Below are 25,112 nucleotides of genomic sequence, written 5' to 3' on the forward strand. Positions count from 1 at the left end.
TCCCCGCACACGTTCCGCGGCTCGCGATCGAGGCGTCACGAACGGTCGCTTCCGGGCGCGCGTGACGACCGCTCGTGACGCATCGGAGTCCCGTTCGCGCGACAGGCTCGTCCGTCGGCCGGCAGCGGGCGCGGGAAAGGGGCGGCAGCCCCGGGTCCAGCCCGGAGCCGCCGCCCCTCCTCGCCGCTACTTGCCGGTGCCGCGGTACGCCACCCGGAAGGTCTCCCGGGTCCCGTCCGGGGCGGTCGCCGTCACGCGGAACGAGCCCGACGGCACCCGCGAGAGGTGCGTGTCGACCGAGACCGTCTTCGTGCGGCCCGCCGCCAGCGAAGCGACCTTCAGCTCACCGAAGGCCGTCGGGATGCTGAGACGGACCGGCGTGCTCCCCTCGTTGGTCGCGGTGGCGGTCAGCACGACCGAGCCGCCGCGCTTCACGCCGGTGATCGTCACGTCGACGTCGACCCGGGTCGCCGGGGCGACGACGGTGACGACGGGGAGGAGCCGGCTGACGCCTCCCGAGACCGCGGTGATCGAGACGGCACCCGTGCCGGGGCCCGCCGTGGCCGCGGGGAGCGGAGCGGAGCCGTCGGCGCCGGTCGTCGCGGCGGCGGTCGTGCCTCCGTCGGCGAAGCGGGCCGGACCCTCGATCGTGTACGCGACGTCCGCGCCCGCCACCGGCTCGCCGGCCGCGTTCGCTGCGGTGACTCCGAGGCCGGTGATCGCCGCTCCGGTCTCGACGGTCTGCGCCGCGCCCGCGGGGGTCAGCGAGGCGACCGCCGCCGGATCGGTGAACATCGACGGAGTGAGCGGTGTGACCGTCAGGCTCTCGAGGCGCGCCGTCCCTCCGGAGGAGAGGAGCGAGACTCCCGTGCTGCTCGGGTCGGGGAAGACCTGATCGGTGATCGTCGCGCGGCCGCCCTGCGCGAACGTCTCGACGGAGGCGTGATCGACGTAGAGCTCGAGGTGCAGCTCGCCGTCGTCGAGCGCCACGGGTGCGGTCTCGACCGACGGGAAGTCGGCGTCGAAGCCGACGTCGCCCGAGCGGGTGCGGTCGACGCTCAGCTGACCGGACGCGACGTCATAGGTGATCGGCGTGCGCTGGGAGCCGTCGGCGGAGTTGCGGACCGAGAGGCCGAAGGAGTCCGCGTCCCCGGCGCTGAAGACGGCGTCGAGCTTGTAGACGCTGCCCTCGGCGGCAGCCGGGAGTGCGGTCTCACCGTCGGCGATGTCCGTGGCGCCCAGCGTGAACGCCTCGTCGCCGCGCTCGAGGGCCGCGGTCTGATCGACGACCTTCTGCACGAGCTTCGGGGCGCCGTCGACGGTCTCGAGGGAGAGCTCACGCGGGAGGGCCATCGCTCCTCGCCAGGTCCCGGTCGGGATGGCCTCGCCGTACTGCCAGTTGTTCATCCACGCGATCATGATCCGCTTGTCGTCGGGCGCGTTGTCGAAGGTGACCCCTGCGTAGTAGTCGCGGCCCCAGTCGAGCCAGTCGTAGTCGACGAGGCGGCTCTGCGCGGGCTCGTGGGCGAGCATGAACTGGTCGGCGAGGATGTGGCCCCAGCCGGCGCGGTTGTTGTCGACGACCTGCAGGTGCGCCGTGCGGCCGGCGAGGTCCGCGACGTCCCAGCTCTTCCAGTCCAGCGTCTCGCTGTCGCTGCCGGTCGCAGTGCGGACGATCTCCCCGTCGACGACGAGGTTCACGCTCGTCTCGTTGGAGCGGACCTGGGCCGGAGCGTCGGCGAGCACGATGTGGTCGACCGTCAGGTGACCCCAGCCGCCGGTCGCGTCGTCCACGACGACGATCCGCGCCGCCTTCCCCTGGTAGGCCGAGACGTCCCAGCTCTTCCAGTTCAGGGCGCCGTCGTTCGTGCCGGCGGTGGTCTGCACGACCTCGCCGTCGACGACGAGCTGCACCTCGAGGGTCTGGGCGTCTCCCTCGGGGCGGAAGCCTCCGCCGACGAGCATGCTCAGGTGGCTCTTGTCGATCGTGAACTCCGGCGAGGTCAGGGTGCCGAGGTTGTCGTCGCCCTTCGGTCCGCCGTCGAAGGTGTTGATCCGCTTCTGGCCGAGGAAGAACTCGCCGCCGCTGGTCGAGGGGTTGGTGCCGCCGACGAGGTCGCCGGTCACTGCCCAGCCGTTGTCCGCGAGGCCCTGCTGGTCCGGGAACTCGAAGCCCTCGAAGAGCAGCTCGCTCCCGGCGGGCGGGTCGTTGGCGAGCTGCGTGCCGTCGACGTGCGGGTGGTTGCCGCCGCCGACGAGGAAGTTCAGGTGGTCCTGGTCCACCGTGAAGGCGGGCGACTCCATCGAGCCGACCGGCCAGTCGCCGTCGTTGAAGCCGTTGATCAGTCCCGTCCCCGAGAAGCCGGTGACGGTCTGCTGGCCGTCGATCGGACCGGTGGCGGGGGCGGAGCCGAAGGGCCCGTTCTTCCCGTTGCCGGGCTCGTTGTCCACGGTCCAGCCGTTGTACGTCCCGTCGTCGAACCCGGCGAGGGTCGTGCCCTCGGGGAGGGTGTCGGAGCCGACGGTCGACTCGGAGGTGAAGGTGGTGCCGTCGAAGTCGCCGACGAAGTACTGGCCGCCGGAGCCGCCGCCCACCGCCCCCGGGTTGAGGTTGACGACCATGACCCACTTGATGTTCGACGGGTCGCCGTCGACCGCCAGCGGGAACAGGTCCGGGCACTCCCAGACGCCTCCGGTCGCGTTGGCCGGGCCGAACTCGCTGAGCTCGGTCCAGTTCTTGAGGTCCGTCGACTTGTGGAGGAGGACCTTGTGGTCGTCGGCCTCCACGGTGACGACCACCCAGTAGGAGGATTCCGGAGTGCCGCCGTCGTACCAGAACACGTGCGGGTCGCGGAAGTCGTTCTGGTCACGGTCGATGACCGGGTTGCCCTCGTACTTCGTCCACGTCTGCCCGGCGTCGGTGCTGTACGCGAGCGCCTGCGCCTGCTCCCCCGTCTTGTACGCGGCCGTGTACATCGCCACCAGGGGCGGGTTCTCGGCGGTTCCGAATCCGGAGGTGTTGTCCTTGTCCACGACGATCGAGCCGGAGAAGATGTCCGACTCCGCATCGCCCGGGATCGCGAGCGGCTGCTCGGTCCAGTGCGTGAGGTCGGTGCTGGTGGCGTGGCCCCAGCTCATGTTCCCCCAGCGCGTCCCCTGCGGGTTGTACTGGTAGTAGAGGTGGTAGACCCCCTCGTAGTACACGAGCCCGTTCGGGTCGTTCATCCAGTTCTTCGTCGGCGAGTAGTGGATCGCCGGACGGTAGGTCTCCGCTGCCGCGTCGAGCGGAGCGGCGGAGACAGCGGGGACGGAGAGCCCGCCGCCGACGAGGCAGAGCGCGGCGGCGACGGCCACCAGGCCGCTGCGCCGTGGGAGCGAGCGATGAGGAGAAAGCACGGAAGAACGCCCTTCGTTGCGCGTGTCACGAGTGACAACGTTGTCAATTGCTGGGCAATCTACGGACTGTCCTCCGGACAATTCAAGAGCGGTCTGCGAGAAAGATCAGATCCCGTCCCACCGCCTCTCAGTCGGGGCAGGGCACCTCGCCGGAGCCGCGGGCGATCAGCTCGGTGGGGATCACGAACGTCTGCGCCGGCTCGTCCTCGCCGTCGAGGCGGAGGAACACCCGCTCGGCGGCCGTCCGCCCGATGACCGCGGGGTTCTGCGCGATCACCGAGACGGCGGGCTCGAGGAGCTCCGCCAGGGGGATGTCGTCGAAGCCGATCAGGGCGACCCTTCCGTGCGCGCCACGACGGCGGAGCGCGGCGAGCACGCCGATCGTGATCAGGTTCTGCCCGCCGACGATGGCGGTCGGCGGCACCTCGAGGTCGAGCAGAGCGGTCGCCATCTCCTCCGCCGCGTGCTCGTCGTGGGCGCCGTGGCGCACGTACGCGGGCGGCACCGGCAGGCCGAGCCGGCTCATCTCCTCGAGGAAGCCGCGCTCCCGCTCCTGCGCGGTGAAGATCTCGGGCCGGTCGCCCAGGAACGCGATGCGGCGATGCCCGAAGGAGGCGAGGTGCCCCACTGCGCGGGCGATGCCGGCGGCGTTGTCGGTGATCACCGCGTCCGCCGTGATCCCCGAGGGGACGCGGTCGACGAACACCGCAGGCGTGCCGCGGTCGACCTCGACGCCCAGGTAGGCCTGGCTCGGCGCGACCGTGGTCAGGATGAGCCCGTCGACGCGCCGCGAGACGAAGGCGTTCACCGAGGAGCGCTCACGGGCGGGGTCGTCATCGAGGCTCGAGGCGAAGACCGCGACCCCGCGCTCGTTCGCGAGATCCTCGACGGCACGGTGGAGAGCACCCGAGAAGGGGTTCGCCACGCTGCCCACCAGCAGTCCGAGCGTGTTCGTGCGCCCGTTGGAGCGGCGGAGGTTCCCGGCGTGCAGATCCGGCTGGTACTGCAGCTGCGAGGCGGCGGCCTGCACCCGCTCGATCGTGGCGGCCGACACGTTCGGCTCGCCGTTGATGACCCGGGAGACCGTCTTGATGCCCACTCCGGCCAGAGCGGCGACGTGCTTCATGGTCGGACGGCGGCCTGCACCGGCGCCGCTTCGATCTGACAACGATGTCACGGTCGGGTCTCGCTTTCTGGAGGATCGCTTGACCTTAGCGTCACCGACCCGATAGACCTACCTCTGACATCGTTGTCGGGAGGCTGCTCCCGCCCTATGAACAGGACTTTCAATGACGAACCGTTCCCCTCGCCTCACCCGGTACATCGGCCTCGGCTCCGTCGCGATCCTCGCGGCCCTGGGCATGACCGCCTGCTCCAGCTCCGGCCCCGGCTCGTCCGACGCCGGCTCCACCGCCGGCAGCGGAGACGGCGTCGGCGTCACCCTCATCGTCAAGACGACGACGAACCCCTTCTTCGTCGCGATGGAGGACGGCGCCAAGGAGGCGGCCACCTCCGCCGGCGTGAACCTCACGCTCGCCGCAGGCAAGGAGGACGGCGACGAGGACACCCAGATCCAGGCCATCGAGAACGCGATCTCGAAGGGCGACAAGGGCATCCTGATCACCCCGAACGGCCCCTCGGTCGTCGACGCCATCCAGAAGGCGCGCGACGCCGGTCTCTTCGTCATCGCCCTCGACACGGCGCCCGACCCCGCGGACGCCGTCGACATCACCTTCGCCACCGACAACTTCAAGGCCGGCGAGGCCATCGGCGAGTGGACCGCCGCGCAGCTCGACGGGAAGAAGGCGACCATCGCGATGCTCGACCTCTTCGACGACAAGGTCGTCTCGGTCGACTACAACCGCGACCAGGGCTTCCTCACCGGCATGGGGATCGACGTCGCCGACGACCAGACCAACGGCGACGAGGCGAAGACCGGCAGCTACAGCGGCGGCGACTACGAGATCGTCGGCAACGAGGCCACCCAGGGCGCCGAGGACGGCGGCCGCACCGCCATGGAGACGCTCCTGTCCAAGAACCCCGACGTGAACGTCGTCTACACGATCAACGAGCCCGCCGCCTACGGCGCGTACCAGGCCCTCCAGGCCGCGGGCAAGGAGAAGGACGTCCTGCTCGTCTCGATCGACGGCGGCTGCGCCGGCGTGAAGAACGTCAAGGAGGGTCTCATCGGCGCCACCGCGCAGCAGTACCCGGTGAAGATGGCCCAGCTCGGCGTCGAGGCGATCGCCCAGCTCGCCGAGGACGGCACCAAGCCCAGCACCAGCGAGGGCCTTGACTTCTTCGACACCGGCTCGCAGCTGGTGACCGACACCCCCGTCGACGGCCTCGACAGCATCACCTCCGACGACGCCGCCGGGATCTGCTGGGGCGAGTAGCCCACCGCGGGCGGGGCGCTCCGGCGCCCCGCCCTCCTCCTCCCGCTCCCAGCGACTCCAGAAAGGCCATCGTGGCTCAGAAGACCACCGACCCGAATCCGCCGACCTCCGCACTCGACCTCGCGAGCGAGTTCCTCGACCGCCGCACGCCGCTGGACCGCGTCCGCGGAGTCCTGCACCGCTATCCGGCCGTCAGCCCGGCGGTCGTCCTCGTCCTGGCCGTCATCGTCTTCGGGCTCCTGAACGACCGCTTCCTCGACCCGTCGAACCTCTCGCTCATCACGCAGCAGGTCGCGGTGGTCGGCACCCTCGCCGTCGCGCAGACGCTGATCATCCTCACCGCCGGCATCGACCTCTCGGTCGGCGCGGTCATGGTCCTCACCTCGATGGTCATCGCGCAGACCGCGACCGAGAACGGGCTCCCGGCGGTCGTCGCCCTGCTCCTGGGCCTGATCGTCGGCCTCGCAGCGGGCGCCTTCAACGGCCTGCTCGTGACGAAGCTCCGGCTCCCCCCGTTCATCGTCACGCTCGGCACGCTCAACATCTTCGTCGCGCTCACGCTCCTCTACTCGAGCGGCTCGACGGTCCGCGGCACCGACATGCCGGCTCTGCTGCCCTCCACCGGCGGCACCTTCGACATCCTCGGCGTCCGCATCAGCTACGGCGTCCTGCTGATGCTCCTCGTCTACATCGTGATCGCGTTCATCCTCGGCAAGACCGCCTGGGGCCGCCACGTCTACGCGGTGGGCGACGACAAGGAGGCCGCCCGCCTGGCCGGCATCAGCGTGAACCGCGTCCTGATGAGCGTCTACCTCGCCGCCGGCGCGATCCTCGCCATCGGCGCGTGGATCCAGATCGGCCGCACCAACGCGGCGAGCCCGAACGCCGGAGCCGACCTCAACCTCGACTCCATCACCGCGGTCGTCATCGGCGGCACCAGCCTCTTCGGCGGGCGCGGCACGGTCTGGGGCACGCTCCTCGGCGCCCTCATCGTCGGCGTCTTCCGCAACGGGCTCTCGCTCGCCGGGCTCGACGTCCTCTACCAGACGCTCGCTGTCGGCGTCCTCATCATCGTCGCCGTCTCGGTCGACCAGTGGATCCGGAAGGTTCGCAAGTGACCCTCATCGACGCCGCGGGCACCGCTCCCGCCGCCGCCCGCACCCCCGTCCTGCAGGCCAAGCGCCTCGTCAAGACCTTCGGCCGCGTGGTCGGGCTCGACGGCGTCAGCCTCGAGCTCTACCCCGGCGAGGTCCTCGCCATCATCGGCGACAACGGCGCCGGGAAGTCGACGCTGATCAAGTGCCTCACCGGCGCCGAGATCCCCGACGAGGGCGAGATCCTCCTCGACGGGCAGCCGGTGACCTTCAAGCGCCCTCAGGACGCCCGCGGCGCCGGCATCGAGACGGTCTACCAGAACCTCGCCGTCTCCCCGGCGCTCGACGTCGCCTCGAACCTCTACCTCGGCCGCGAGAAGCGCAAGAAGGGGATCCTCGGCTCCGTCTTCCGGATGCTCGACACCGCCGGCATGCGCAAGGAGGCGCGCGCCGAGCTGACCGAGCTGGGCATCTCGACCCTCCAGGACGTCACGGTCCCGGTCGAGAACCTCTCCGGAGGACAGCGCCAGGCCGTGGCCGTCGCCCGCGCCGCCGCGTTCGGCTCGAAGGTCGTCGTCCTCGACGAGCCGACCGCCGCCCTCGGAGTCCGCGAGTCGAACCAGGTGCTGCAGCTCGTGCGCAATCTGCGCGACCGCGGCATCCCGGTCATCCTGATCAGCCACAACATGCCGCACGTGTTCGACGTGGCCGACCGGATCCACATCCAGCGCCTCGGCAAGAAGGCCGCGACGATCACCCCGCAGTCGCACTCGATGACCGATGCGGTCGCGATCATGACCGGGGCGGCGACGGCATGAGCGCTCGCATCCTCTACGCCGAGTTCACCGCGAAGCCCGGTCACGAGGAGACGGTCGCCGGCATGATCGCCGACCTCGCCGTCCTGGTCCGCCGGGAGCCGGGCAATGTCGAGTTCACGCCCTACCGGCGGGAGGACGATCCGGCCCGGTTCTTCGTCTACGAGGTCTACCGCGACGAGGACGCCTTCCAGGCGCACATCTCGGCCGACTACGGAGCCGAGTTCAACAGGGAGCTCGGCCCGCTGATCGTCGAGCCGCACTCGCAGCTCACCTGGCTCGTCGCGGTCTGATTCGCCGCAGAAGCGCACCGTCTCTCCGGGGGCGGTGCGCTTCCGCGTGCGCGGCCTCCCAGCCGCCCTCGAGGACCGGGAGCAGCAGCTCGCTGCGCGCGCCGGGGCCGGAGAGCACCGTGCGGCTCCCGCTGTCGGCGGCGAGCGCGGGATGGACGGGATAACCCGAACCGGTGATCTGAAGACGAAGCCGGTGGCCGCGCCGGACCGTGTGCGCGAGGGGCGACAGCGGGATGCTCAGCGTCCGCTCCCCGCCGGCTCCGGTCGGACGCAGGTAGCCGTCGCAGAGGTTGCGCGAGACGCCGAGCCGGTCGACGTCGCAGAGGCGCACGGACCACTCCTCCGGACCGTCGGCGAGCACGCGGAGGGTCACGGAGGGCGCTCCGGCGAGGACGACCGCTCGCCGGAGCGGGAGCGTCGAGAAGACGGCGACGTCGGCCCGCCGCTCGCGGATGCGCTGACCGCGGCGGCCGGCGAAGTCGGGGGTGAGCGTCCGGCCGCCGGCGGGAGGCGGAGGGTCGAGCGGATCGACGCGCCACTGCACTCGAGTGCTCCCCGTCGGCCGCGCGGTCAGGCGGCCGCCGCCGTCGAGGGCGAGGGCGCGCTGCCGGGTGGCGGGCGGCCAGCTCGCGAGGTCCGCCCAGCGCCTCGCGCCCCGGTCGTGCACGGTCACCGGCGACGACGCCGGGGCCGCCTCCGGGCCGAGGAGGCGCATCGACTCCCGGAGCAGCGCGGCGAGGACGCCGGGCGAGCCGTGCGTCCACGACCCGATCACGAGCCGCGTCGGCCGGTCGGCCGCCACCAGCGCGCGGTGGTCCTCGAGCAGCCCGAGCAGGAACGGGTCGTACCAGCCCCCGATCAGCACGGAGGGAGCGAGCGCGCCCAGACCCGGCCGGTGGTCGACGGGCTCCCACCACGGGTCGCCGGGCGCGTCGTGCTCCACCCAGTCCTGGTACGGCGGGTAGTGGTGACCGAGGAGGAGGCGGTCGGCGTCCTCCGCGCGTGCCAGGAGCGCCCGCGGCATGCGCCGGAGGATCGCGAGGCGCGCGAGCGTGCGGCGCAGCAGCGGCAGCTCCTGCGTGAGCAGGCCGGCGCTCCAGATGAGCCCCGTCTCGAGCGCGAACACCTCGGAGGGGTGGATGACCGTGGAGCGGAAGTCGGCGGCCGTCACCGCCAGCACCAGGGCGTCGGCCTCGGCGGCGACGGCGTGGGCGGTGTGCCCGAGGTAGCTCGCGCCGATCAGGGCGACGGGCCTCGTCGCCCAGCCGCGCGCCCGCAGAATGCCGAGGGTGTCGGCGCCGTCGGCCGCCTCGTCGCGGAAGGGGACGAAGCGGCCGCCCGAGCCGAAGGTGCCGCGGCAGTTCTGCACCACCACCGGGTGGCCCCTCCGCGCCAGGAGCTCGGCGATCGCGTCGAGCCCGCGCCGGTCGTACGGGGTCCGCACGAGCACGGCGGCCCGCGACGCCTCCCCGCCGGGCGCCGGCGTCCACACGTCCGCGAGCAGCTCGACCCCGTCGCGCATCGGGAGGCGGACGCCGCGCGCGACCTCCGCCCGCCCGGTCGCGGCCGGCAGCCGCAGCACCGCGGCCAGGATCCGCGCCCGCATCGTCATCGCCGCATTCTCCTCGCCCGTCCCGCGCGCGTCACCCCTTCACCGCTCCCGCGGCGAACGCGTCGATCAGCCGGCCGCGGAGGATCGCGTAGAGCACGAAGACCGGCACCACGCTGATCAGGACGCCCGCCGCGAGGCGTGCCAGGTCGACGTCCGCCCCCTGGAACGCGCCCTCGCTGCGCAGCAGCGGCAGAGCGACCTGCACCGTGTAGGAGGCGTTCGTGGTGATCACCTGGGCGAAGATGTACTCGTTCCACGCGGCCAGGAAGCACAGGATCCCCACCGTCGTGAGGCCCGGCGCGACGATCGGCATCAGGACGTGCCGGAGCCGCTGCACCAGCCCCGCTCCGTCCAGCTCGGCCGACTCCTCGATCTCCTTCGGGACGGCGGTGAAGAAGGGGATCAGCAGGAGCACCGCGAGCGGCACGTTCATCGCGGCGTAGAACAGCACCAGGAACACCAGCGGCACGGCGATCAGCCCGGTGCGGACGGCCAGCAGGTACGTCGGCACGAGCACGGCGAACTGCGGGATGAGGAACGCCAGCCCGAACGCCAGCTGCGCTCCGGCCGAGAACCGCGTCGCGCGGCGGGCGATGCCGTGGGCGGCCGGCGCGGCGAGGAGGATCGTCAGCAGCACCGCGCCGATCGTCACTGCGAGCGAGTTCCCCGAGGCGGCGAACAGCTGCACGGCGGCGTCCGCGTCGAGGAACTTCTCGAGCGAGAAGCCGCCGGGGAGCCCGAGCGGGTCGAGCGCGATGCTGCTCGTGGTCTTGAAGGCGCTGACCAGCAGGTAGTAGAGCGGGACGAGGATGAGCGCGGCGTAGACGAGGACCGGGAGGTAGGCGGCGGTCCAGCCGAGAGCGCTGCGGAGGCGTGAGGTGCGCACGGGGTCACTCCTTGGTGCGGAAGGCGAAGCGGATGATGCCCATCCCGAGGAGGCCGACCAGCAGGCCCACGACGCCGATCGCCTGGCTGTAGCCGATCCGGCCGGAGACGAAGGCCTGGTCGTAGAGGTAGAAGGCGAGGGTCATCGTGCTCGAGCCCGGTCCGCCGTTGGTGAGGAGCAGCACGGTGCCCGCGGAGCCGAGGAAGAGCCACAGGAACTGCAGCATCGTCATCAGGCCGACGAAGTCCTTCGACATCGGCAGCGCGATCGAGAGGATCTCGCGACCGACGCCGGCCCCGTCGAGGCGGGCCGCCTCGTAGACCTCGTCGGGGATCCGTCCGAGGGCGGCCGAGAAGATCACGGCGGTCGCGCCGATGCCGGCCCACGCCTCCGTGCCGATCACGGCCCAGAGCGCGGTGGACGGATCGGCCAGCCAGAGCCGCTGGAGATCGCCCAGGCCGACCGCGGAGAGGACGCTGTTGATCGCCCCTCGGGGCTGGTAGAGGCCGGTGAACATCATCGCCCGGGCCGACGCAGAGACGATCCACGGCGTGAAGAAGACGATGGAGAGGATCGCGTGACCCGGCGGTCGGCGGCTGAGGAAGAACCCGAGGAGGAACCCGAGCGGGATGATCAGCAGGAGCCCGACGCCGACGTAGAGGACGGTGTTGACCACGGCGACCCGCAGGATGCTGTCCTGGAAGAGGCCGGCGTAGTTCGAGAAGCCGCTGTACACCGGAGTGGCGACCAGGCTGTTCCAGGTGAAGAAGCTGAGCACGATCATCGCGACCAGCGGGACCACCATGAACGCGCCGTACCAGGCCAGCGCCGGCGAGACCTCGAGCACCTGGCCGAGGCCGCCGCGCCGCGGGCTGCGCACCCGCGGCACGGCGGCGACCGCTACTGCGCCTGCCACGCCTGCTCCAGGGTCTGCGTGAGCTGCTCGGCGCTGGTGCCGGCCACGAAGGCCTGCGTGCTCGCGCGGAAGAAGGCGGAGGTGACGGTCGGGGAGAGCAGGTTGTAGGTCGGCTGGTAGACGGTGGTGGTCGAGGGCAGCTCCTTCTGCGAGGCCACGTTGAGCGGCGGCAGGGCCGACTCGTCCAGGGTCAGGTAGCCGTCGCGGGCCGGGGAGACGAAGCCGATGTCCACGAACTGCGCGAGGTTCTCCGGCTGGTAGAGAAAGGAGATGTACTTCTGGACGGCGTCGATCTTCTTCTGGCCGTTGGGGCTGACCCAGACGCCGGTCGACTGCCCGGCGAAGCTGACGGGCTTCGAGATCGGGCTGCCGTCGGCGAGCGGGAACCCGCCGAGCCGGATGTCGGCGTCGGGGAACGAGCTCTGCGCGTTGCTGTAGCCCCAGCTCCCATCGAAGAGCATCGCCGCCTGGCCCGCGCCGAAGGACGCGATCTGGTCGGGGTACTTCAGCCCGGCGGAGTCGTCGGCGAAGACGCCCGCGTCGCGCAGCTCGATGAGCCCGTTCACGATCTTCTGACCCGCTTCTCCGGACCAGTCGCCGCTCTCGTAGAGCGCGGTCACGTCCTCCTCGCTGAGGAGCGAGAGGGCCACCAGCGTCACGACGGCGGGTGCCGGGTAGTCGGCGGCACCGACCACGAACGGCTGGACGCCGCTGGCGCGGAGGGCCTTCGAGTCGGCGATCAGCTCGTCCCAGGTGGTGGGCGGGCTGTCGATCCCGGCCTTCTCGAAGAGGTCCATGTTGTACCACATGGGCCAGTTGTAGCCCTCGAGCGGGAAGGCCTGCACCTGGCCGTCCTTGTTCGTCCAGGAGCCGAGGGCGCTGTCCGAGAAGACGTCGCCGAGGCCCCAGTCGTCGATGTACGAGGTGACGTCGACCGTGGCGCCGTTCTGCAGCCAGGTGGTGGGGTCGCCGACCAGGTTCGTCATGACCAGGTCCTGCTCGGTGCCGGCGACGACGCTCTTGCCGTAGGTGGTCGGCAGGTCGGTCTGGACGACGAACTCGTTCGTCACCGCGATGCCGGACTCGGCCTCGAACTTCTCAGCCATCGACGCGAGCCACCGCCCGCTCGGGCTGTCGGCCGTGTAGAGGCTGAGGGTGGAGATGCTGTCGGCGTCGGCGGCACTCGAGCCGGTGCCGCCGTTCGTCGAGCAGGCGGTGGTGCCGAGGGCGAGGCCGGTGACGGCGATCACGGCGAGGATCGCGCGGCGGGCGGGGCGGCGGCGCGGCTGGTGGGGGGTCATGGCGGGAGGTGCCTTTCTCATCATCGAGGGCGGTGCGGGGAGTGCGGAGACGGTGCTCAGGAGGCGGGGAGCGGTCCGAAGGGGAGGATCGCGGCGCCGAAGGGGCGGAGGAGGAGGGGCCGGCGGTCGGCGCCGACGCGCACGACCACGTCGCGCTCCTCCTCCGATTCGCTGACGACGACGGCGAACCGGACGCCGTCCTCGCGCAGGAGCAGGTCGGCGTAGACGTCGGGGGCGGAGACGGCGGCCTCCCCGCGGGCGTCGGCGATCTCGGCGAGCGCGTCGTAGAGGCGGACGAGGTCGCCGCGGTCGACGAAGGGGGTGCGCGCCGCGAACAGCTCGAGCGGATAGGTGCAGAGCACCAGCCTCCCCTCGCCGACCTCCCGGAGGACGATCGCCGGGCGGCCCTCGCCGTCGCGGGCGACGACGCGGTCGTCGTCGGCCGTGATCGGGAGCCGGGCCCGGGCGACGCTCGAGCCGCCGACCGGGAGGACGAGCTCCTCCCCGGCCCGGATCGAGCCGAAGTCCCGCTCGAACGTGAAGGAGACGGAGTCTCCGGCGACCGGCTCGGCGAGCCCGTAGCGCGCCGCGTGGCGGACGCCGAAGGTCGCGTCGACGCCCGGCCACCACCAGCCGCGCTGGTTCAGGGTGTCCCCGGAGCAGAAGGTGACCCACACGGTGGAGCCGGCGCGGGCCGCCGCCTCGAGCGCGCGGGCTCCGGGCGTGGTGATCGCCTTCGCCGAGGGCACGAGCAGCAGCGGCAGCGCGGGGAGGTCGGCGGCGTCGCGGACGATCGCCGGCGCGAGGTCGGCGAGCCGCGCCGCGATGTACCCCTCGATGATCGCGTCGCGCATCGCGGGCGCCTCCTCCGGCCCCCAGAACGGGTAGCCGCCGTCGAGGTAGGCGCTGACGACCAGGCCGGTCCGGGAGTCGGCGCGGCGGCAGTGGTCCAGTCCGTGCTCGCGCACGGTCGCGGCGAAGGAGGCGAGCTCGCCGAACGCGGGCTTGGGAGTGCCGTCGACCGTGGTCAGCCCGAAGTGCAGCTCGAAGGGGCGGTGCGTGTAGGGGGCCTGGTCGTCGAGGTCGAAGTCGGTGTTGTTCCAGCCGAGCCAGCCGGTGGCGCCCGCGGCGAGCGTGGAGTGGAGCACCTGGCGGTAGTAGTCGGCCGCGTTCGCGTCGGCCGAGAACTCGGTGGTCACGCCGAACTCCTCCAGCAGCACGGGCTTGCCGAACGGCGCGCACAGCTCGGCGTTGACGGCGGGGATGAGGTTCTGCCGGACCGGGTCGTCACTCATGTGGTACGAGTGCGGGCCCAGCCAGTCGGACAGCGGCGCCGACCAGCTCAGCCGGAAGCCGTTGTCCTGGCCCATGACCTCGGCGCCCCACGCGCCGTCGCCCAGGGAGACGGGCTGGTGCCCGCCGGCGGCGCGCACGGCGGCGACCATCAGCTCCGCCCAGGTCCGGACGGCGCCCTGGTCGACCTGCTCGGCGGGGCTCATCAGCCCGCCGCCGCCGCCGTAGAGGGGCATCTCGTTCGAGATCAGCCAGCCGGCGACCGCGGGGTGCTCGGTGAAGCGGCGCGTCATCTCCTGGATGAACCAGGCCTGGCGGCCCACCATCCAGACGTCCTGGTACAGGTCGCGCCCGTTGCGCCAGGCCGGGTCCCAGTTCTCGCCGGACATGTGGCCGACGAGGAAGGTGGGGATGGTCCGAAGCCCTGCTGCAAGGTGCAGGTCGAGGAAGGTCGCGAAGGAGTCGCACAGGTCCTCGTCGATGCGGTACGGCTCCGGGTGGAAGTCGGGCCAGAAGAAGAACGAGCGCGTCATCGTCAGCGAGTGGTCGGCGACCGTCTGCAGCTCCTCGGCCACGAGCTCCGGATCGAAGGAGCGCCACATCAGGGGTCCGCCCGCGCGGGACCAGAAGTTGACCCCGATCCAGGTGTCGGCCAGGGCCGTCATCGGTCGGTGCTGGGGGGTGAGGGCCATGGCGATCCAATCCGCGTCATCGTCGAACAGCGAGAAGCTAACCCACAAAACAGCTCACGTGCAACATTTTGGCCGAAATGCGTATGCTGACCTCGTGGCGAGCACCGGAGCGCGCGGGCCCTACGCGAAGTCCGCGGCCCAGCGCGCGAACATCCTCAGCGCCGCGCGACGCGTCTTCGCGCAGCTCGGCTTCAGCGGCGCCTCCATGCGGGGCATCGCGGAGGAGGCCGGGATCACCTTCACGGGGCTGCGGCACCACTTCGCCACGAAGGACGAGCTCCTGATCGCCGTGCTGGAGCAGCGCGACCGGGAGCACGCGGACCAGCACGCGCACACCCGCGGCGACGAGCTGCTCGACTCCCTCCGCTCCCTCTTCGACCAGGTGCTCGAGGAGCCGTCGATCACCGAGGTGTTCACGACCGTCTCCGGCGAGGCCGTCGCGCGCGACCACCCGGCCCACGCCTTCTTCCTCGAGCGCTACGCGCGGGTGCGCGGGATGTACAGCGAGGAGCTCGAGCAGGCGGCCGGCTCCGGGGACGGGGCGAGCCTCCCGCCCCACCACGCCGCCGCGCTCCTCGTGGCCGTGATGGACGGACTGCAGCTGCAGTGGCTCCTCGACGACTCGGTCGACGCGCACGGCGCCTTCGCCGCGTTCCTCGGGATCCTCCGGGAGGACGCTCCCGGAGAGCGCGACGGCGGGAAGGACGACCGGGCCCGCCCGTAAGCTCCATGGCGGTGGCCGCGGCCGCCGGAGCCGAGGGAGGTCGCAGCGTGGAGGTCGTCCTCGGAGTCGACATCGGCACCTCGAGCAGCAAGGCGGTCCTGGTCGACGCGCACGGCGCCGTCGTCGCGGAGGCGTCCCGCGCCCACTCCGTCGACCGGCCCGGCCGCGGGCTCGTCGAGATGGACTCCGACGTCTGGTGGGACGAGTTCCGCGGGCTGGCCGCCGAGCTCAGGGCCGCCGCGCCGGGGTCCGACGTGGTCGCCGTCGGCGTCAGCGGGATGGGGCCGTGCGTCCTGCTGACCGGCGCCGACGGCCGGCCGCTGCGCCCCGCGATCCTCTACGGCGTGGACACCCGCGCGGTCGGCCTGATCGATGAGGTGCACGCGCTGCTGGGCGGCGAGAGCGCCATGCGGGCGCGGACCGGCTCGGGGCTCTCGGCGCAGGCCGCCGGGCTCAAGCTCGCGTGGGCCGCGCGCTCGGAGCCGGAGCTCTGGGCGCGCGCCGCGCGCTTCACCATGCCCTCATCGCGGATCGTCGAGCTGCTGACCGGCGAGTACGTCCTCGACCACCACTCCGCCAGCCAGTGCACGCCGCTCTACGACGTGACGGCGGAGGCCTGGATCCCGGAGTGGGCCGAGCTGCTCGCGCCCGGGCTCGCGCTGCCGAGGCTCGGCTGGCCCGGCGACACCGCGGGCCGCGTGACCCCGCGGGCCGCCGCGGAGACCGGGCTGCCCGAGGGCGTCCCGGTCGTCTTCGGGAGCATCGACGCGTGGTCGGAGTCGCTGAGCGCCGGGAAGCGGCGCCCCGGCCGGGTGTTCCTGCAGTACGGGACGACGATGTTCCTGGTCGCGCCGATGGCCGAGCCCGCTCCGCTCGACGGTCTGTGGACGACCGTCGGCGCCGGGCCCGGCGAGCCGACCGCCGCCGGGGGCACGGCCACCTCCGGCGCCGTCACCGACTGGGTGCGCCGGCTCACCGGCGCCGACCGGGCCGAGCTCCTCGACGAGGCCGAGCGCTCCGGGACCGGGGCGAACGGGCTGCTCGCGCTCCCCTACTTCGCGGGCGAGCGCTCCCCGATCGCCGATCCCGAGGCGCGCGGCGTGATCATCGGGCTCTCGCTCTCGCACACCCGCGGCGACCTCTACCGCGCCGTCCTCGAGTCGACGGCCTACGCCGTGCGGCACCACCTCGAGGTGCTGACCGGGCACGGCGTCCCGGTCGAGAGCCTCGTGGGGGCGGGCGGAGGAGCGTCCACGCCGCTCTGGCCGCAGATCGTCAGCGACGTCTGCGGCCTCGAGCAGGTGATCCCGACGGTGTCGATCGGAGCCTCCTACGGCTCGGCCGTACTCGCCGCGGGGCTCGTGACCGAGGTCGACATCGACGCGTGGAACCCGCCGGCGGCGAGGCTCCGTCCGGATCCGGCGACCGCCGCGTTCCACGACGAGGCCTACTCCGACTACCGCCGGCTCTACCGCGAGACCCGGGACACCGTGCACCGCCTCGGACGGCGCGGCCGGGACTGATCCCGCCCGCGGGCCCTCCCCGCCCTCAGGCGTCCACCCCGACCGGCGCGCTGCCGTCGTACCCGCAGATCGCCGCGACCTTGCCCGCCGACGCGCTCGACGGATCGAACTCGTAGCCCAGCCACTCGCGGACCATCCGCCGGGCGACCTCGAGTCCGATCACCCGCTGCCCCATGCACAGCACCTGCGCGTCGTTGGAGAGCACCGAGCGCTCCACCGAGAAGGAGTCGTGCGCGGTGACCGCGCGGATCCCCGGCACCTTGTTGGCCGCGATCGCGACTCCGAGCCCCGTGCCGCAGATCAGCAGCGCGCGGTCGGCGGCGCCGTCGGCGACCATCAGGGCGGCCGTGACCGCGATGTCGGGGTAGTCGGTGTGGGTCGCGGCGTCCACGCCGACGTCGGTCACCAGCGACACGCGGTCGTCGGCCAGGAGATCCGCTTTCAGCGCCTCCTTGTAGTCGAAGCCCGCGTCGTCCGATCCGACGACGATCCGGTAGGTGCGGCTCATGCCGGTACTCCTCTGCTCGCGGACGCGCGCGCGCCGAGGACGTCCCCGACCGTGGTCAGGATCATCCCCATCGACGTCGCTCCGGCGTCCGGTGTGCCCAGGCTCTTCTCGGCCAGGGGTCGTGCGCGGCCGACCTTCGGCCGCAGGTCCGCCGTCGCCGCGGCGCGGGCGACGGCGGTCCCGGCCGCCTCCCGCCACGCCTCGACGAGCGGGGAGCCCGAGTGAACGCGCTCCCGCAGGGTGCGGGCGAACGGGAGGAGGGCGTCGAGCATGGTCTTGTCCCCCTCGCTCGCGCGCCCCAGGTCGACGATCGACTCCGCGAAGGCGTCGACGCCGTCGACGACGGCGGCGGGCGGGTACTCCTCACGGGAGTCCGTCAGCGAGGCGGCGAGCGCCTCGAGCGCCGCCCCCCACAGCACGCCGGACGTGCCGCCGGCCTGCTCCGCCCAGGCCTGGCCGGCGCGCGAGAGGAGCCAGGCTCCGCCCGCACCCCCGTCGATCCGGTCGAGGCGCCGGGTCGCGGCTCCGATGCCCTTGAGCATCCCGCGGCCGTGGTCGCCGTCTCCCGCGACCGCGTCGATCCGGCCGAGCGTCTCCTCCTCGCGCCGCAGCAGCTCGTGGACGGCGGCGAGCGCCTCGCGCACCGTTGCGGCCAGGGCGACGGCGGCGGCGGTCGCCGGCGGGGCGGACTCCTCCGCTCCGGCCTCGGCGTCGGCGCCGCTCGCGGGGACGAGGAGGGCGGCGACGGGAGCCGCGACGCGGCGGTACGCCGGCGTGTACGCGTCGGCGCGCCAGAAGCGCTCCAGCTCGTCGTCGAGCCACTGCAGGGTCAGCGAGACGCCGCCCATGTCGAGGCTCGTGACGAGCTCGCCGACCTCGGGCTCGACGGTCTGCACGCCGGCCTCCTCGAGGCGCCGCGCGATGTGGCGCCAGAGCAGGAACAGCTCCTCGTACTTCGTGGTGCCGAGCCCGTTCAGGATCGGAGCGACGCGGGTCGCGCCTCCCTCCGGCCGGTCGGCGAGCAGCCGGTCGACGAAGAGGTCGGCCAGATCGGCGGCGCGCAGCAGCTCGACGTCGCGGATGCCCGGCTCGCCGTGGATGCCGAGTCCCAGGCCGAGGTGCCCCTCCGGCACGCTGAACAGCGGCTCGGCGGCACCGGGCATCGTGCAGCCCGAGAACGCGACGCCGAGTGTGCGGGTGGCGGCGTTGCAGGCGTTCCCCACCCGCTCGACCTCGTCGAGGGTCAGACCCTCCGCGGCCGCGGCTCCCATCGCCTTGAACACCGAGAAGTCGCCCGCGATGCCGCGGCGCCTCTCGATCTCCTCGGCTGACGCGATGTCGTCGGTGACCACGACGATCCGGGTGTCGACGCCCTCCTTGCGCAGGCGCTCGGCCGCGATGCCGAAGTTCATGATGTCGCCGGCGTAGTTGCCGAAGCTGAACACCACGCCCCGGCCCTGGTCGGCCGCCTTCGCGACGGAGTACGCCTGCGCCGCGGAGGGCGAGGTGAAGATGTTGCCCACCACGGCGCCCGTCGCCAGGCCCGGGCCGACGGTGCCGCAGAAGGCGGGGTAGTGGCCGGAACCGCCGCCGATCACGACCGCCACCTGGGGCGCGGCGCCCTCGGTGCGGTGCGTGACGACGCCTCCCGGCACTCCTCGGAGTCGGTCGGCGTAGAGGGCGAGGAAGCCGGCGAGCTGGTCCTCGGCGAACTCGTCGGGATCGTCGTAGATCGTCGTCATGCGGGTCAGCTCCGCGCATCCGCCGCGACGACCGCCTCGGTCAGCGACGGCACGATGGAGACCTTGACCGACCCTCCCGCGCTGTCGGCGACGAGGTCGAGCGCCTCCTGGAACTGCTCCAGCGGGAATTGGTGCGTGCAGATCTCGTCCATCGGCAGGACGCCGCTCTCGAGCAGCTTGATCGCGGCGGGCCAGCAGTTCGGGCCGAGGTGGGCGCCGAGGACGTTGAGCTCCTTGTCGTCGCTGATGATCGACCAGTCGACGGAGGCGTTGGAGCCGAAGACCGAGTACTCGACGTAGGTGCCGAGCTTGCGCAGGAGGTTGAGGCCCTGCGAGACGGCCGACGGGTGCCCGGTCGCCTCGATGTAGACGTCGGCGCCGTAGCCGCCGGTGAGCTCCTTGACGACGGCGACCGCGTCCTGCTTCGTGATGTTGATCACGATGTCGGCGCCCGCCTTGGTGGCGAGGGCCAGCTTGTCGTCGCTCATGTCCAGGGCGATGACGAGCTTCGGGTTCTTCTGGCGGGTGCCCGCGATCGCGCCGAGGCCGATCGGGCCGGCGCCGGCGATGACGACGACGTCGCCGAACGTGATGCCGCCGCGCTCGACCGCGTGCATCGCGCAGGACAGGGGCTCGCAGAACGCGGCGACCTGCGGGGCGAGGTCGCGGCTGACCGGGTGGGTGAGCGCGCGGGTCGGGACCCGCACGTACTCGGCCATCGCGCCGTCGAAGCCCTTGAAGCCGAACATGTCGTGCGGTCCGCACATCCAGTAGGCGCCCATCAGGCAGTAGCGGCACTCCCAGCAGGGGACGATCTGCTCGCAGGCGATGCGGTCGCCGAGCGCGACGCCGCGCTTGGCGAGTGCCGCGTCGTCGCCGGCGACGACCGTGCCGACGAACTCGTGTCCGGCGATCCGGTCGCGCTCGGCCCAGGCGGGGCGGTTCTCGTCGCCCCAGAACTTGGCGGCGCCGTGGTAGCACTTCAGGTCGCTCGCGCAGACGCCGACGGCGTCGACGCGCAGCAGGAGCTCGCCCTCGGCGGGGACCGGCACGGGCACGGTCTCGAGGCGGTAGTCCTCCGGGCCGTGGACGACGACGGCGCGCATGGTGTCGGGCACGTCGGAGCCGGTGTCTCCCAGCGTCTGCGGGGAAGGGGTCGTGGTGGTCATGGGGGAGCCTCCGTCGGTTCGCGGGGCCGCTTCGTCGCGGCCTTCCAGAACCTACGCGATCCGGAACAGTTGTCAAGAACAGAATTTCTGTTCCTGGATCCGACCTGCGGATCGAGGAGCAATCCGGTCTCGGACCTTGCGGAAATTGTGTGGTGAACATAATTTCTTCGTCGGAGGCCGACGCGCTCGGTCTCCCGCAGCGACGGAGCCGCCCCCCGGACGTCGTCGCTGCAGCACTCCCCGACCAGTGAATGGACCTCCGCGATGATGCGTGCACTCCCTCCCGCCCCGAGCCGGCTCCCGATCGGCGGACGCTCGCCGATCACGGCGGTGCGGCGATGAGCGCCGCCCCGGCCCGGGGCGCGCGCCGCCTCCCGCGCCGCACGCTGATCCTCGGCGGCGTCGTCGTCGTGGCGATCGCCGCGATGGCGTTCAGCACCAAGGTCGTCGGTGCCGACTCGGACCTCGGCGCCGGCCCGGCCGCCTTCTCCGCCGAGGCGTGGGCCGCCGAGAACTTCCCGGTCGTCCAGGAGGGCATCGCCGAGCGCGCGATCGACGCCCCCACCCTCGCCGCGGCGATCGCGGCCGACAGCACCGCCGCCGCCGCGCAGTACGGAGTCCCGGGCGGCACCGGCCCCGAGTTCTCGACCACCTTCACCGGCACGGTCGGCGCAGGACAGAACGGCATCTACCCCGTCACCGTCGAGGGCGTCCCCGCCGACGTGCTCATCCGCGTGCAGACCGGCCCGGCGATCAACGGCACCGACCTCCGCGACGCGACCGGCACCATCGAGTTCGGCCAGTTCACCAACCAGATCGCCTACCAGGACGCGGCGAGCGCCCTCAACGAGCAGCTGAAGACCACGGTCCTCGGCCCGGTGGACACGACCGCGCTCGAGGGCAGGACGATCCAGGTGACCGGAGCCTTCCAGCTGATCAACCCCGCCGGGTGGCTCGTCACGCCGTCCGAGCTGGTGGTCCAGTGAGCGCGCCGGCCCCCGTCGCCGGCATCGGCGAGGTCGTGCTCGAGGCCGTCGACGTGGTCAAGACCTACGGAGCCACCCGCGCGCTCAAGGGCGTCGGCTTCTCCGTCCACCGCGGCCAGGTCACGACCCTCTTCGGCGAGAACGGCGCCGGGAAGTCGACGCTGATGAAGATCCTGTCCGGAGTCGAGCAGCCCACCTCGGGCGGGATCGTCCTGAACGGCGTCCCGGTCGCCTTCGAGGACACGGTCGACGCCCGCGAGCACGGCGTCTCGATCATCCACCAGGAGCTGAGCCTCGCCCCCAACCTCTCGGTGCGCGACAACATCTTCCTCGGCCGCGAGATCACCGGCCCCTCCGGCGTCGACTACGCCGAGGAGGCCCGCCGTGCCCGCGCCGTCCTCGACGAGCTGGGCGAGGACATCGACCCGCTGACGCTCGTCTCGGACCTCCGCCTGGGCCAGCAGCAGCTGATCGAGATCGCCCGAGCCCTCTCGGTCGACGCGCGGATCCTAATCATGGACGAGCCGACCAGCGCTCTCAGCGCCGCCGAGGTGGAGGTGCTCTTCACCGTCATCCACGACCTCACCGCCCGGGGCGTCTCGATCGTCTACATCTCGCACCACCTCGAGGAGGCGCTCGAGATCACCGACCACGCCGTCGTCCTCCGCGACGGCTCGGTCACCGCGACCGCGCCGGCCGCCGACATCGACCTCGCCTGGGTCGTGCGGGCGATGGTCGGCGAGGGCTTCGACCTCGGCTCCCCGCCCACCGGCTACGCGTTCGGCGACGTCGCCCTCTCGGTGCGCGGCGTGAGCGTCGCCGACCCGTCCGTCCCCGGCCGCGACGTCGTCGACCGGATCGACCTCGACGTCCGCAAGGGCGAGATCGTCTGCCTCTACGGACTGATGGGGGCGGGGCGCACCGAGCTGCTCGAGGCCGTCGCCGGCCGCACCGCCGTGACGGCCGGCACCGTCTCCAAGGACGGCCGGGACCTCGCCGGGATGTCGATCGCGCAGCGCATCGACGCGGGCCTGGGCCTCGTGCCCGAGGACCGCCAGCGCGACGGCCTGGTGCAGACCATGACCGTCGGGCGGAACCTCTCGCTGGCGAGCATCGGCTCCTTCGTGAGGGGCCTCTTCCTCTCCCCCCGCCGCGAGGCGGACCTCGTCGCCGACTCCATCCGGACGGTGCACGTGAAGACCGCGGGCGGCGAGGCGATGATCGGCTCCCTCTCCGGAGGCAACCAGCAGAAGGTCGTCATCGGCAAGATGCTCGCCACCCGCCCCGACGTCATCCTCCTCGACGAGCCCAGCCGCGGCATCGACATCGGCGCCAAGGCCGAGGTCTTCAAGCTCCTCGCCGAGCGCGCCCGCGAGGGCCTCGCCGTCGTCTACACCACCTCCGAGGTGGGCGAGTGCCTGAGCATCGCCCACCGGATCGTCGTGATGAGCCGCGGCCGGATCTCGGCCGAGTTCGGCTCGGACGTCTCCAAAGAAGACATCATGGCCGCCTCCGGTGAGGCCGTGATCTCGTGACCACTACCGAACGGAAGCCCTCAATGACCTCCACCGCGACCGGGCAGCGACGCCCCGCGCTCTTCAAGGACGGGTTCGACCTCGGCCGACTGCTGCTGCAGGGGCGCGCGTTCTTCGCCCTGATCGCGATCATCGTCGTGTTCTCGATCCTCTCGCCGAACTACTTCACGGTCGGCAACCTCCTCACGATGTCCTCGCACGTCGCGGTCTACGCGATCCTCGCCATCGGGATGCTCCTCGTCATCCTCAACGGCGGCATCGACCTCTCGGTCGGCTCCACCCTGGGCTTCTCGGGCGTGATCGCCGGATTCCTGATGCAGGGGGTGCAGATCGGCGGAGTGACGCTCTACCCCGCTCTCTGGGTGGTCGTCGTGCTTTCCTGCGGAGCCGGAGCGCTGATCGGCCTGGTCAACGGCGTCCTCGTGGCGCGGTTCAAGGTCGCGCCGTTCGTCGCCACCCTCGGCATGCTCTACGTCGTCCGCGGCGTGGGCCTGCTGATGACCGACGGGCTCACCTACAACGATCTGGCGGGGCAGCCCGAGCTCGGCAACACCGGATTCGACTGGCTGGGCTTCAACCGCCTGCTCGGCCTGCCGATCGGCGTCGTGATCATGATCGTCGTCGCGGTCGTCGTCAGCCTGCTCCTGAACCGCACGGTGTTCGGCCGCTGGCTCTACGCCTCGGGCGGCAACGAGCGCGCCTCCGAGCTCTCGGGCGTCCCGGTGAAGCGGGTGAAGGTCCGCGTCTACGTGCTGTCGGGCCTGTTCGCCTCGATCGCCGGGCTCATCCTCTCCTCCGAGCTCACCAGCGCCAGCCCCACCGCCGGCAGCTCGTACGAGCTCACCGCGATCGCCGCCGTCGTGATCGGCGGCGCCGCGCTCACCGGAGGAGTCGGCACGGTCCGCGGCACGCTGCTCGGCGCGTTCGTCATCGGCTTCCTCTCCGACGGCCTCGTGATCATCGGCGTCTCGTCGTACTGGCAGACCGTCTTCACCGGCGCGGTGATCGTCTTCGCCGTCCTGCTGAACGCGGTGCAGTACCGCGGGAGGCCCCGGCGCGGCGGGGCCGGCTCCGGCCCGCGGCCCGCCTCCGACTCGGGCGCACCCCTGCCCGTCCCCCAGACATCGGGCACCCCGGCCGCCTAGGCCGATCCGCCCGAGAAGACCTCGATCGGCCACCGCCGATCGGACCACAGTGAAAGGAACAACAATGAACCGCAAGCTGGCAACGGTGCTCGCCGCGGGCGCGGGGCTCACCCTCGTCCTCTCCGGATGCTCCTCCGACTCGGGCGCCTCCTCCTCCGGGTCCTCCGCGGGCACGGGCTCCTCGGAGGGCGGGCTGATCTCGATCATCGTCAACGACCCCGCCAACCCCTACTGGCAGACCGAGGGCGATGTGGCGAAGTCCGAGGCGGAGTCGCTGGGCTACACCGCGAACGTGGGCGCCTCCAAGGGCGACACGAACACCGAGAGCACGCTCATCGACACGGCCATCACGAACAAGTCGGTCGCGATCATCCTCGACCCGGCGAACGCCGACGGATCGGTCGGAGCGGTGAAGAAGGCGGACGCCGCCGGCATCCCGGTGATCCTCGTGAACGCCGAGATCAACGAGACCGGGCTCGCGAAGGCGCAGCTCGTCTCGAACAACGCGCAGGGAGCCGCGCTCGGCGCCCAGCAGTGGGTGGCCGACGTGGGCGACACCGGGAACTACGCCGAGCTGTTCGGATCCCCCTCCGACAACAACGCGCAGACCCGCTCCAACGGCTACGCCACGGTCATCTCGCAGTACCCCGGCCTCGTCGAGGTCGCGAACCAGGTCGGCAACTGGGACCGCACGCAGGGCCACGACAAGATGCAGTCGATCCTGCAGGCGAACCCCGACGTGACCGGCGTCATCTCCGGCAACGACGAGATGGCGCTCGGCGCGATCGCCGCGCTCAAGGAGGCGGGCAAGCTCGACCAGGTCAAGGTCGGCGGCTTCGACGGCTCCCCCGACGCGATCGACGCGGTCAAGGCCGGCGAGCTGCAGTACACCGTGCTCCAGCCCGTCGCGACCTTCGCCGCGGAGGCCGTCAAGCAGGCCGACTCCTTCCTCCGCACCGGCGAGACCGGCGCCTCGGAGGAGAAGCAGGCCTTCGACTGCATCCTGATCACCAAGGACAACGCCGACAAGGTCACCGAGCCCTTCACCCTCTCGGAGTGATCCCGACCGAATGACGTCCGCGACCG

20 protein-coding genes are annotated in these 25,112 nt (G+C 71.8%); 10 read left to right on the forward strand and 10 right to left on the reverse strand.

Annotation, left to right across the window (positions count from 1 at the left end; translation table 11 throughout):
* Nucleotides 1-186: 186 nt before the first annotated feature.
* Together C5C10_RS01910 and C5C10_RS01915 are read right to left on the reverse strand one after the other, a co-directional pair.
* Nucleotides 187-3,396 carry a GH32 C-terminal domain-containing protein gene (locus C5C10_RS01910; RefSeq protein WP_258060354.1) on the reverse strand — a complete coding sequence of 1,070 codons (3,210 nt, stop codon included), beginning with the start codon at nucleotides 3,394-3,396 and terminating at the stop codon, nucleotides 187-189.
* A gap of 127 nt (nucleotides 3,397-3,523) precedes the next feature.
* Nucleotides 3,524-4,522 (reverse strand): LacI family DNA-binding transcriptional regulator, encoded by a 999-nt coding sequence (locus C5C10_RS01915; protein WP_104256432.1) that lies wholly within the window; start codon nucleotides 4,520-4,522, stop codon nucleotides 3,524-3,526.
* Between the two features lie 163 nt (nucleotides 4,523-4,685).
* Between C5C10_RS01915 and C5C10_RS01920 the strand changes: the two genes are divergently transcribed.
* The 4 genes from C5C10_RS01920 to C5C10_RS01935 all read left to right on the forward strand — a co-directional run bounded on the left by C5C10_RS01920 (nucleotide 4,686) and on the right by C5C10_RS01935 (nucleotide 7,994).
* Nucleotides 4,686-5,792 (forward strand): substrate-binding domain-containing protein, encoded by a 1,107-nt coding sequence (locus C5C10_RS01920; protein WP_104238959.1) that lies wholly within the window; start codon nucleotides 4,686-4,688, stop codon nucleotides 5,790-5,792.
* Nucleotides 5,793-5,863: 71 nt separating this feature from the next.
* The gene (locus C5C10_RS01925; RefSeq protein ID WP_104256431.1) at nucleotides 5,864-6,910 is read left to right on the forward strand and encodes an ABC transporter permease; all 1,047 of its coding nucleotides are present in this window, start codon (nucleotides 5,864-5,866) and stop codon (nucleotides 6,908-6,910) included.
* Complete coding sequence (locus tag C5C10_RS01930) at nucleotides 6,907-7,704, forward strand: ATP-binding cassette domain-containing protein (protein WP_104238957.1); 798 nt, start codon at nucleotides 6,907-6,909, stop codon at nucleotides 7,702-7,704. Before C5C10_RS01925 ends, C5C10_RS01930 begins: the two co-directional genes overlap by 4 nt.
* A complete protein-coding gene (locus tag C5C10_RS01935; RefSeq protein WP_104250283.1) occupies nucleotides 7,701-7,994 on the forward strand; it encodes a putative quinol monooxygenase in 294 nt (97 codons plus the stop codon). Before C5C10_RS01930 ends, C5C10_RS01935 begins: the two co-directional genes overlap by 4 nt.
* Here the strand turns inward: C5C10_RS01935 and C5C10_RS01940 are convergent.
* From C5C10_RS01940 to C5C10_RS01960, 5 genes are read right to left on the reverse strand one after another with little or no spacing between them, the layout of a single operon-like run.
* Entirely contained in the window at nucleotides 7,972-9,606 is a 1,635-nt protein-coding gene (locus C5C10_RS01940) for a CocE/NonD family hydrolase (RefSeq protein WP_104328388.1), read from the reverse strand. The genes C5C10_RS01935 and C5C10_RS01940 overlap by 23 nt on opposite strands.
* Before the next feature lie 31 nt (nucleotides 9,607-9,637).
* A complete protein-coding gene (locus C5C10_RS01945) occupies nucleotides 9,638-10,492 on the reverse strand; it encodes a carbohydrate ABC transporter permease (protein ID WP_104238954.1) in 855 nt (284 codons plus the stop codon).
* Nucleotides 10,493-10,496: 4 nt separating this feature from the next.
* Complete coding sequence (locus C5C10_RS01950) at nucleotides 10,497-11,408, reverse strand: carbohydrate ABC transporter permease (RefSeq protein WP_146079653.1); 912 nt, start codon at nucleotides 11,406-11,408, stop codon at nucleotides 10,497-10,499.
* A complete protein-coding gene (locus C5C10_RS01955; protein ID WP_104328389.1) occupies nucleotides 11,393-12,709 on the reverse strand; it encodes an ABC transporter substrate-binding protein in 1,317 nt (438 codons plus the stop codon). Before C5C10_RS01955 ends, C5C10_RS01950 begins: the two co-directional genes overlap by 16 nt.
* Before the next feature lie 56 nt (nucleotides 12,710-12,765).
* Entirely contained in the window at nucleotides 12,766-14,694 is a 1,929-nt protein-coding gene (locus C5C10_RS01960) for a cellulase family glycosylhydrolase (RefSeq protein ID WP_104328390.1), read from the reverse strand.
* Between the two features lie 94 nt (nucleotides 14,695-14,788).
* On the opposite strand from C5C10_RS01960, the gene C5C10_RS01965 reads away from it, so the two are divergent.
* Nucleotides 14,789-15,418 carry a TetR/AcrR family transcriptional regulator gene (locus C5C10_RS01965; RefSeq protein ID WP_219812429.1) on the forward strand — a complete coding sequence of 210 codons (630 nt, stop codon included), beginning with the start codon at nucleotides 14,789-14,791 and terminating at the stop codon, nucleotides 15,416-15,418.
* 47 nt (nucleotides 15,419-15,465) lie between these two features.
* Complete coding sequence (locus C5C10_RS01970; protein ID WP_258060355.1) at nucleotides 15,466-16,941, forward strand: FGGY-family carbohydrate kinase; 1,476 nt, start codon at nucleotides 15,466-15,468, stop codon at nucleotides 16,939-16,941.
* 25 nt (nucleotides 16,942-16,966) lie between these two features.
* Here C5C10_RS01970 and C5C10_RS01975 read toward each other — a convergent pair whose 3' ends face one another.
* The 3 genes from C5C10_RS01975 to C5C10_RS01985 are packed head-to-tail and all read right to left on the reverse strand — an operon-like array spanning nucleotide 16,967 to nucleotide 20,360.
* Nucleotides 16,967-17,449, reverse strand: coding sequence for a ribose-5-phosphate isomerase (locus C5C10_RS01975; protein ID WP_104328391.1), 483 nt, complete (start codon nucleotides 17,447-17,449; stop codon nucleotides 16,967-16,969).
* On the reverse strand, nucleotides 17,446-19,191 hold the full coding sequence (locus C5C10_RS01980; RefSeq protein WP_104237979.1) for a dihydroxyacetone kinase family protein: 1,746 nt from the start codon (nucleotides 19,189-19,191) through the stop codon (nucleotides 17,446-17,448). The genes C5C10_RS01975 and C5C10_RS01980 overlap by 4 nt, the downstream gene beginning before the upstream one ends.
* A gap of 5 nt (nucleotides 19,192-19,196) precedes the next feature.
* Nucleotides 19,197-20,360 (reverse strand): zinc-binding dehydrogenase, encoded by a 1,164-nt coding sequence (locus tag C5C10_RS01985; protein ID WP_104328392.1) that lies wholly within the window; start codon nucleotides 20,358-20,360, stop codon nucleotides 19,197-19,199.
* Nucleotides 20,361-20,698: 338 nt separating this feature from the next.
* Between C5C10_RS01985 and C5C10_RS01990 the strand changes: the two genes are divergently transcribed.
* The 4 genes from C5C10_RS01990 (at nucleotide 20,699) to C5C10_RS02005 (ending at nucleotide 25,086) form a co-directional block, all read left to right on the forward strand.
* Complete coding sequence (locus C5C10_RS01990) at nucleotides 20,699-21,346, forward strand: DUF2291 family protein (RefSeq protein WP_104328434.1); 648 nt, start codon at nucleotides 20,699-20,701, stop codon at nucleotides 21,344-21,346.
* The gene (locus C5C10_RS01995) at nucleotides 21,343-22,881 is read left to right on the forward strand and encodes a sugar ABC transporter ATP-binding protein (RefSeq protein ID WP_104314064.1); all 1,539 of its coding nucleotides are present in this window, start codon (nucleotides 21,343-21,345) and stop codon (nucleotides 22,879-22,881) included. Before C5C10_RS01990 ends, C5C10_RS01995 begins: the two co-directional genes overlap by 4 nt.
* A gap of 23 nt (nucleotides 22,882-22,904) precedes the next feature.
* Entirely contained in the window at nucleotides 22,905-24,026 is a 1,122-nt protein-coding gene (locus tag C5C10_RS02000) for an ABC transporter permease (protein WP_104237982.1), read from the forward strand.
* A 64-nt stretch (nucleotides 24,027-24,090) separates the two neighbouring features.
* Entirely contained in the window at nucleotides 24,091-25,086 is a 996-nt protein-coding gene (locus C5C10_RS02005; RefSeq protein ID WP_104237983.1) for a D-ribose ABC transporter substrate-binding protein, read from the forward strand.
* Nucleotides 25,087-25,112: the final 26 nt, after the last annotated feature.

Origin of the sequence: Rathayibacter sp. AY1A3 (assembly GCF_002930975.1) — a bacterium.
Lineage (GTDB): Bacteria > Actinomycetota > Actinomycetes > Actinomycetales > Microbacteriaceae > Rathayibacter.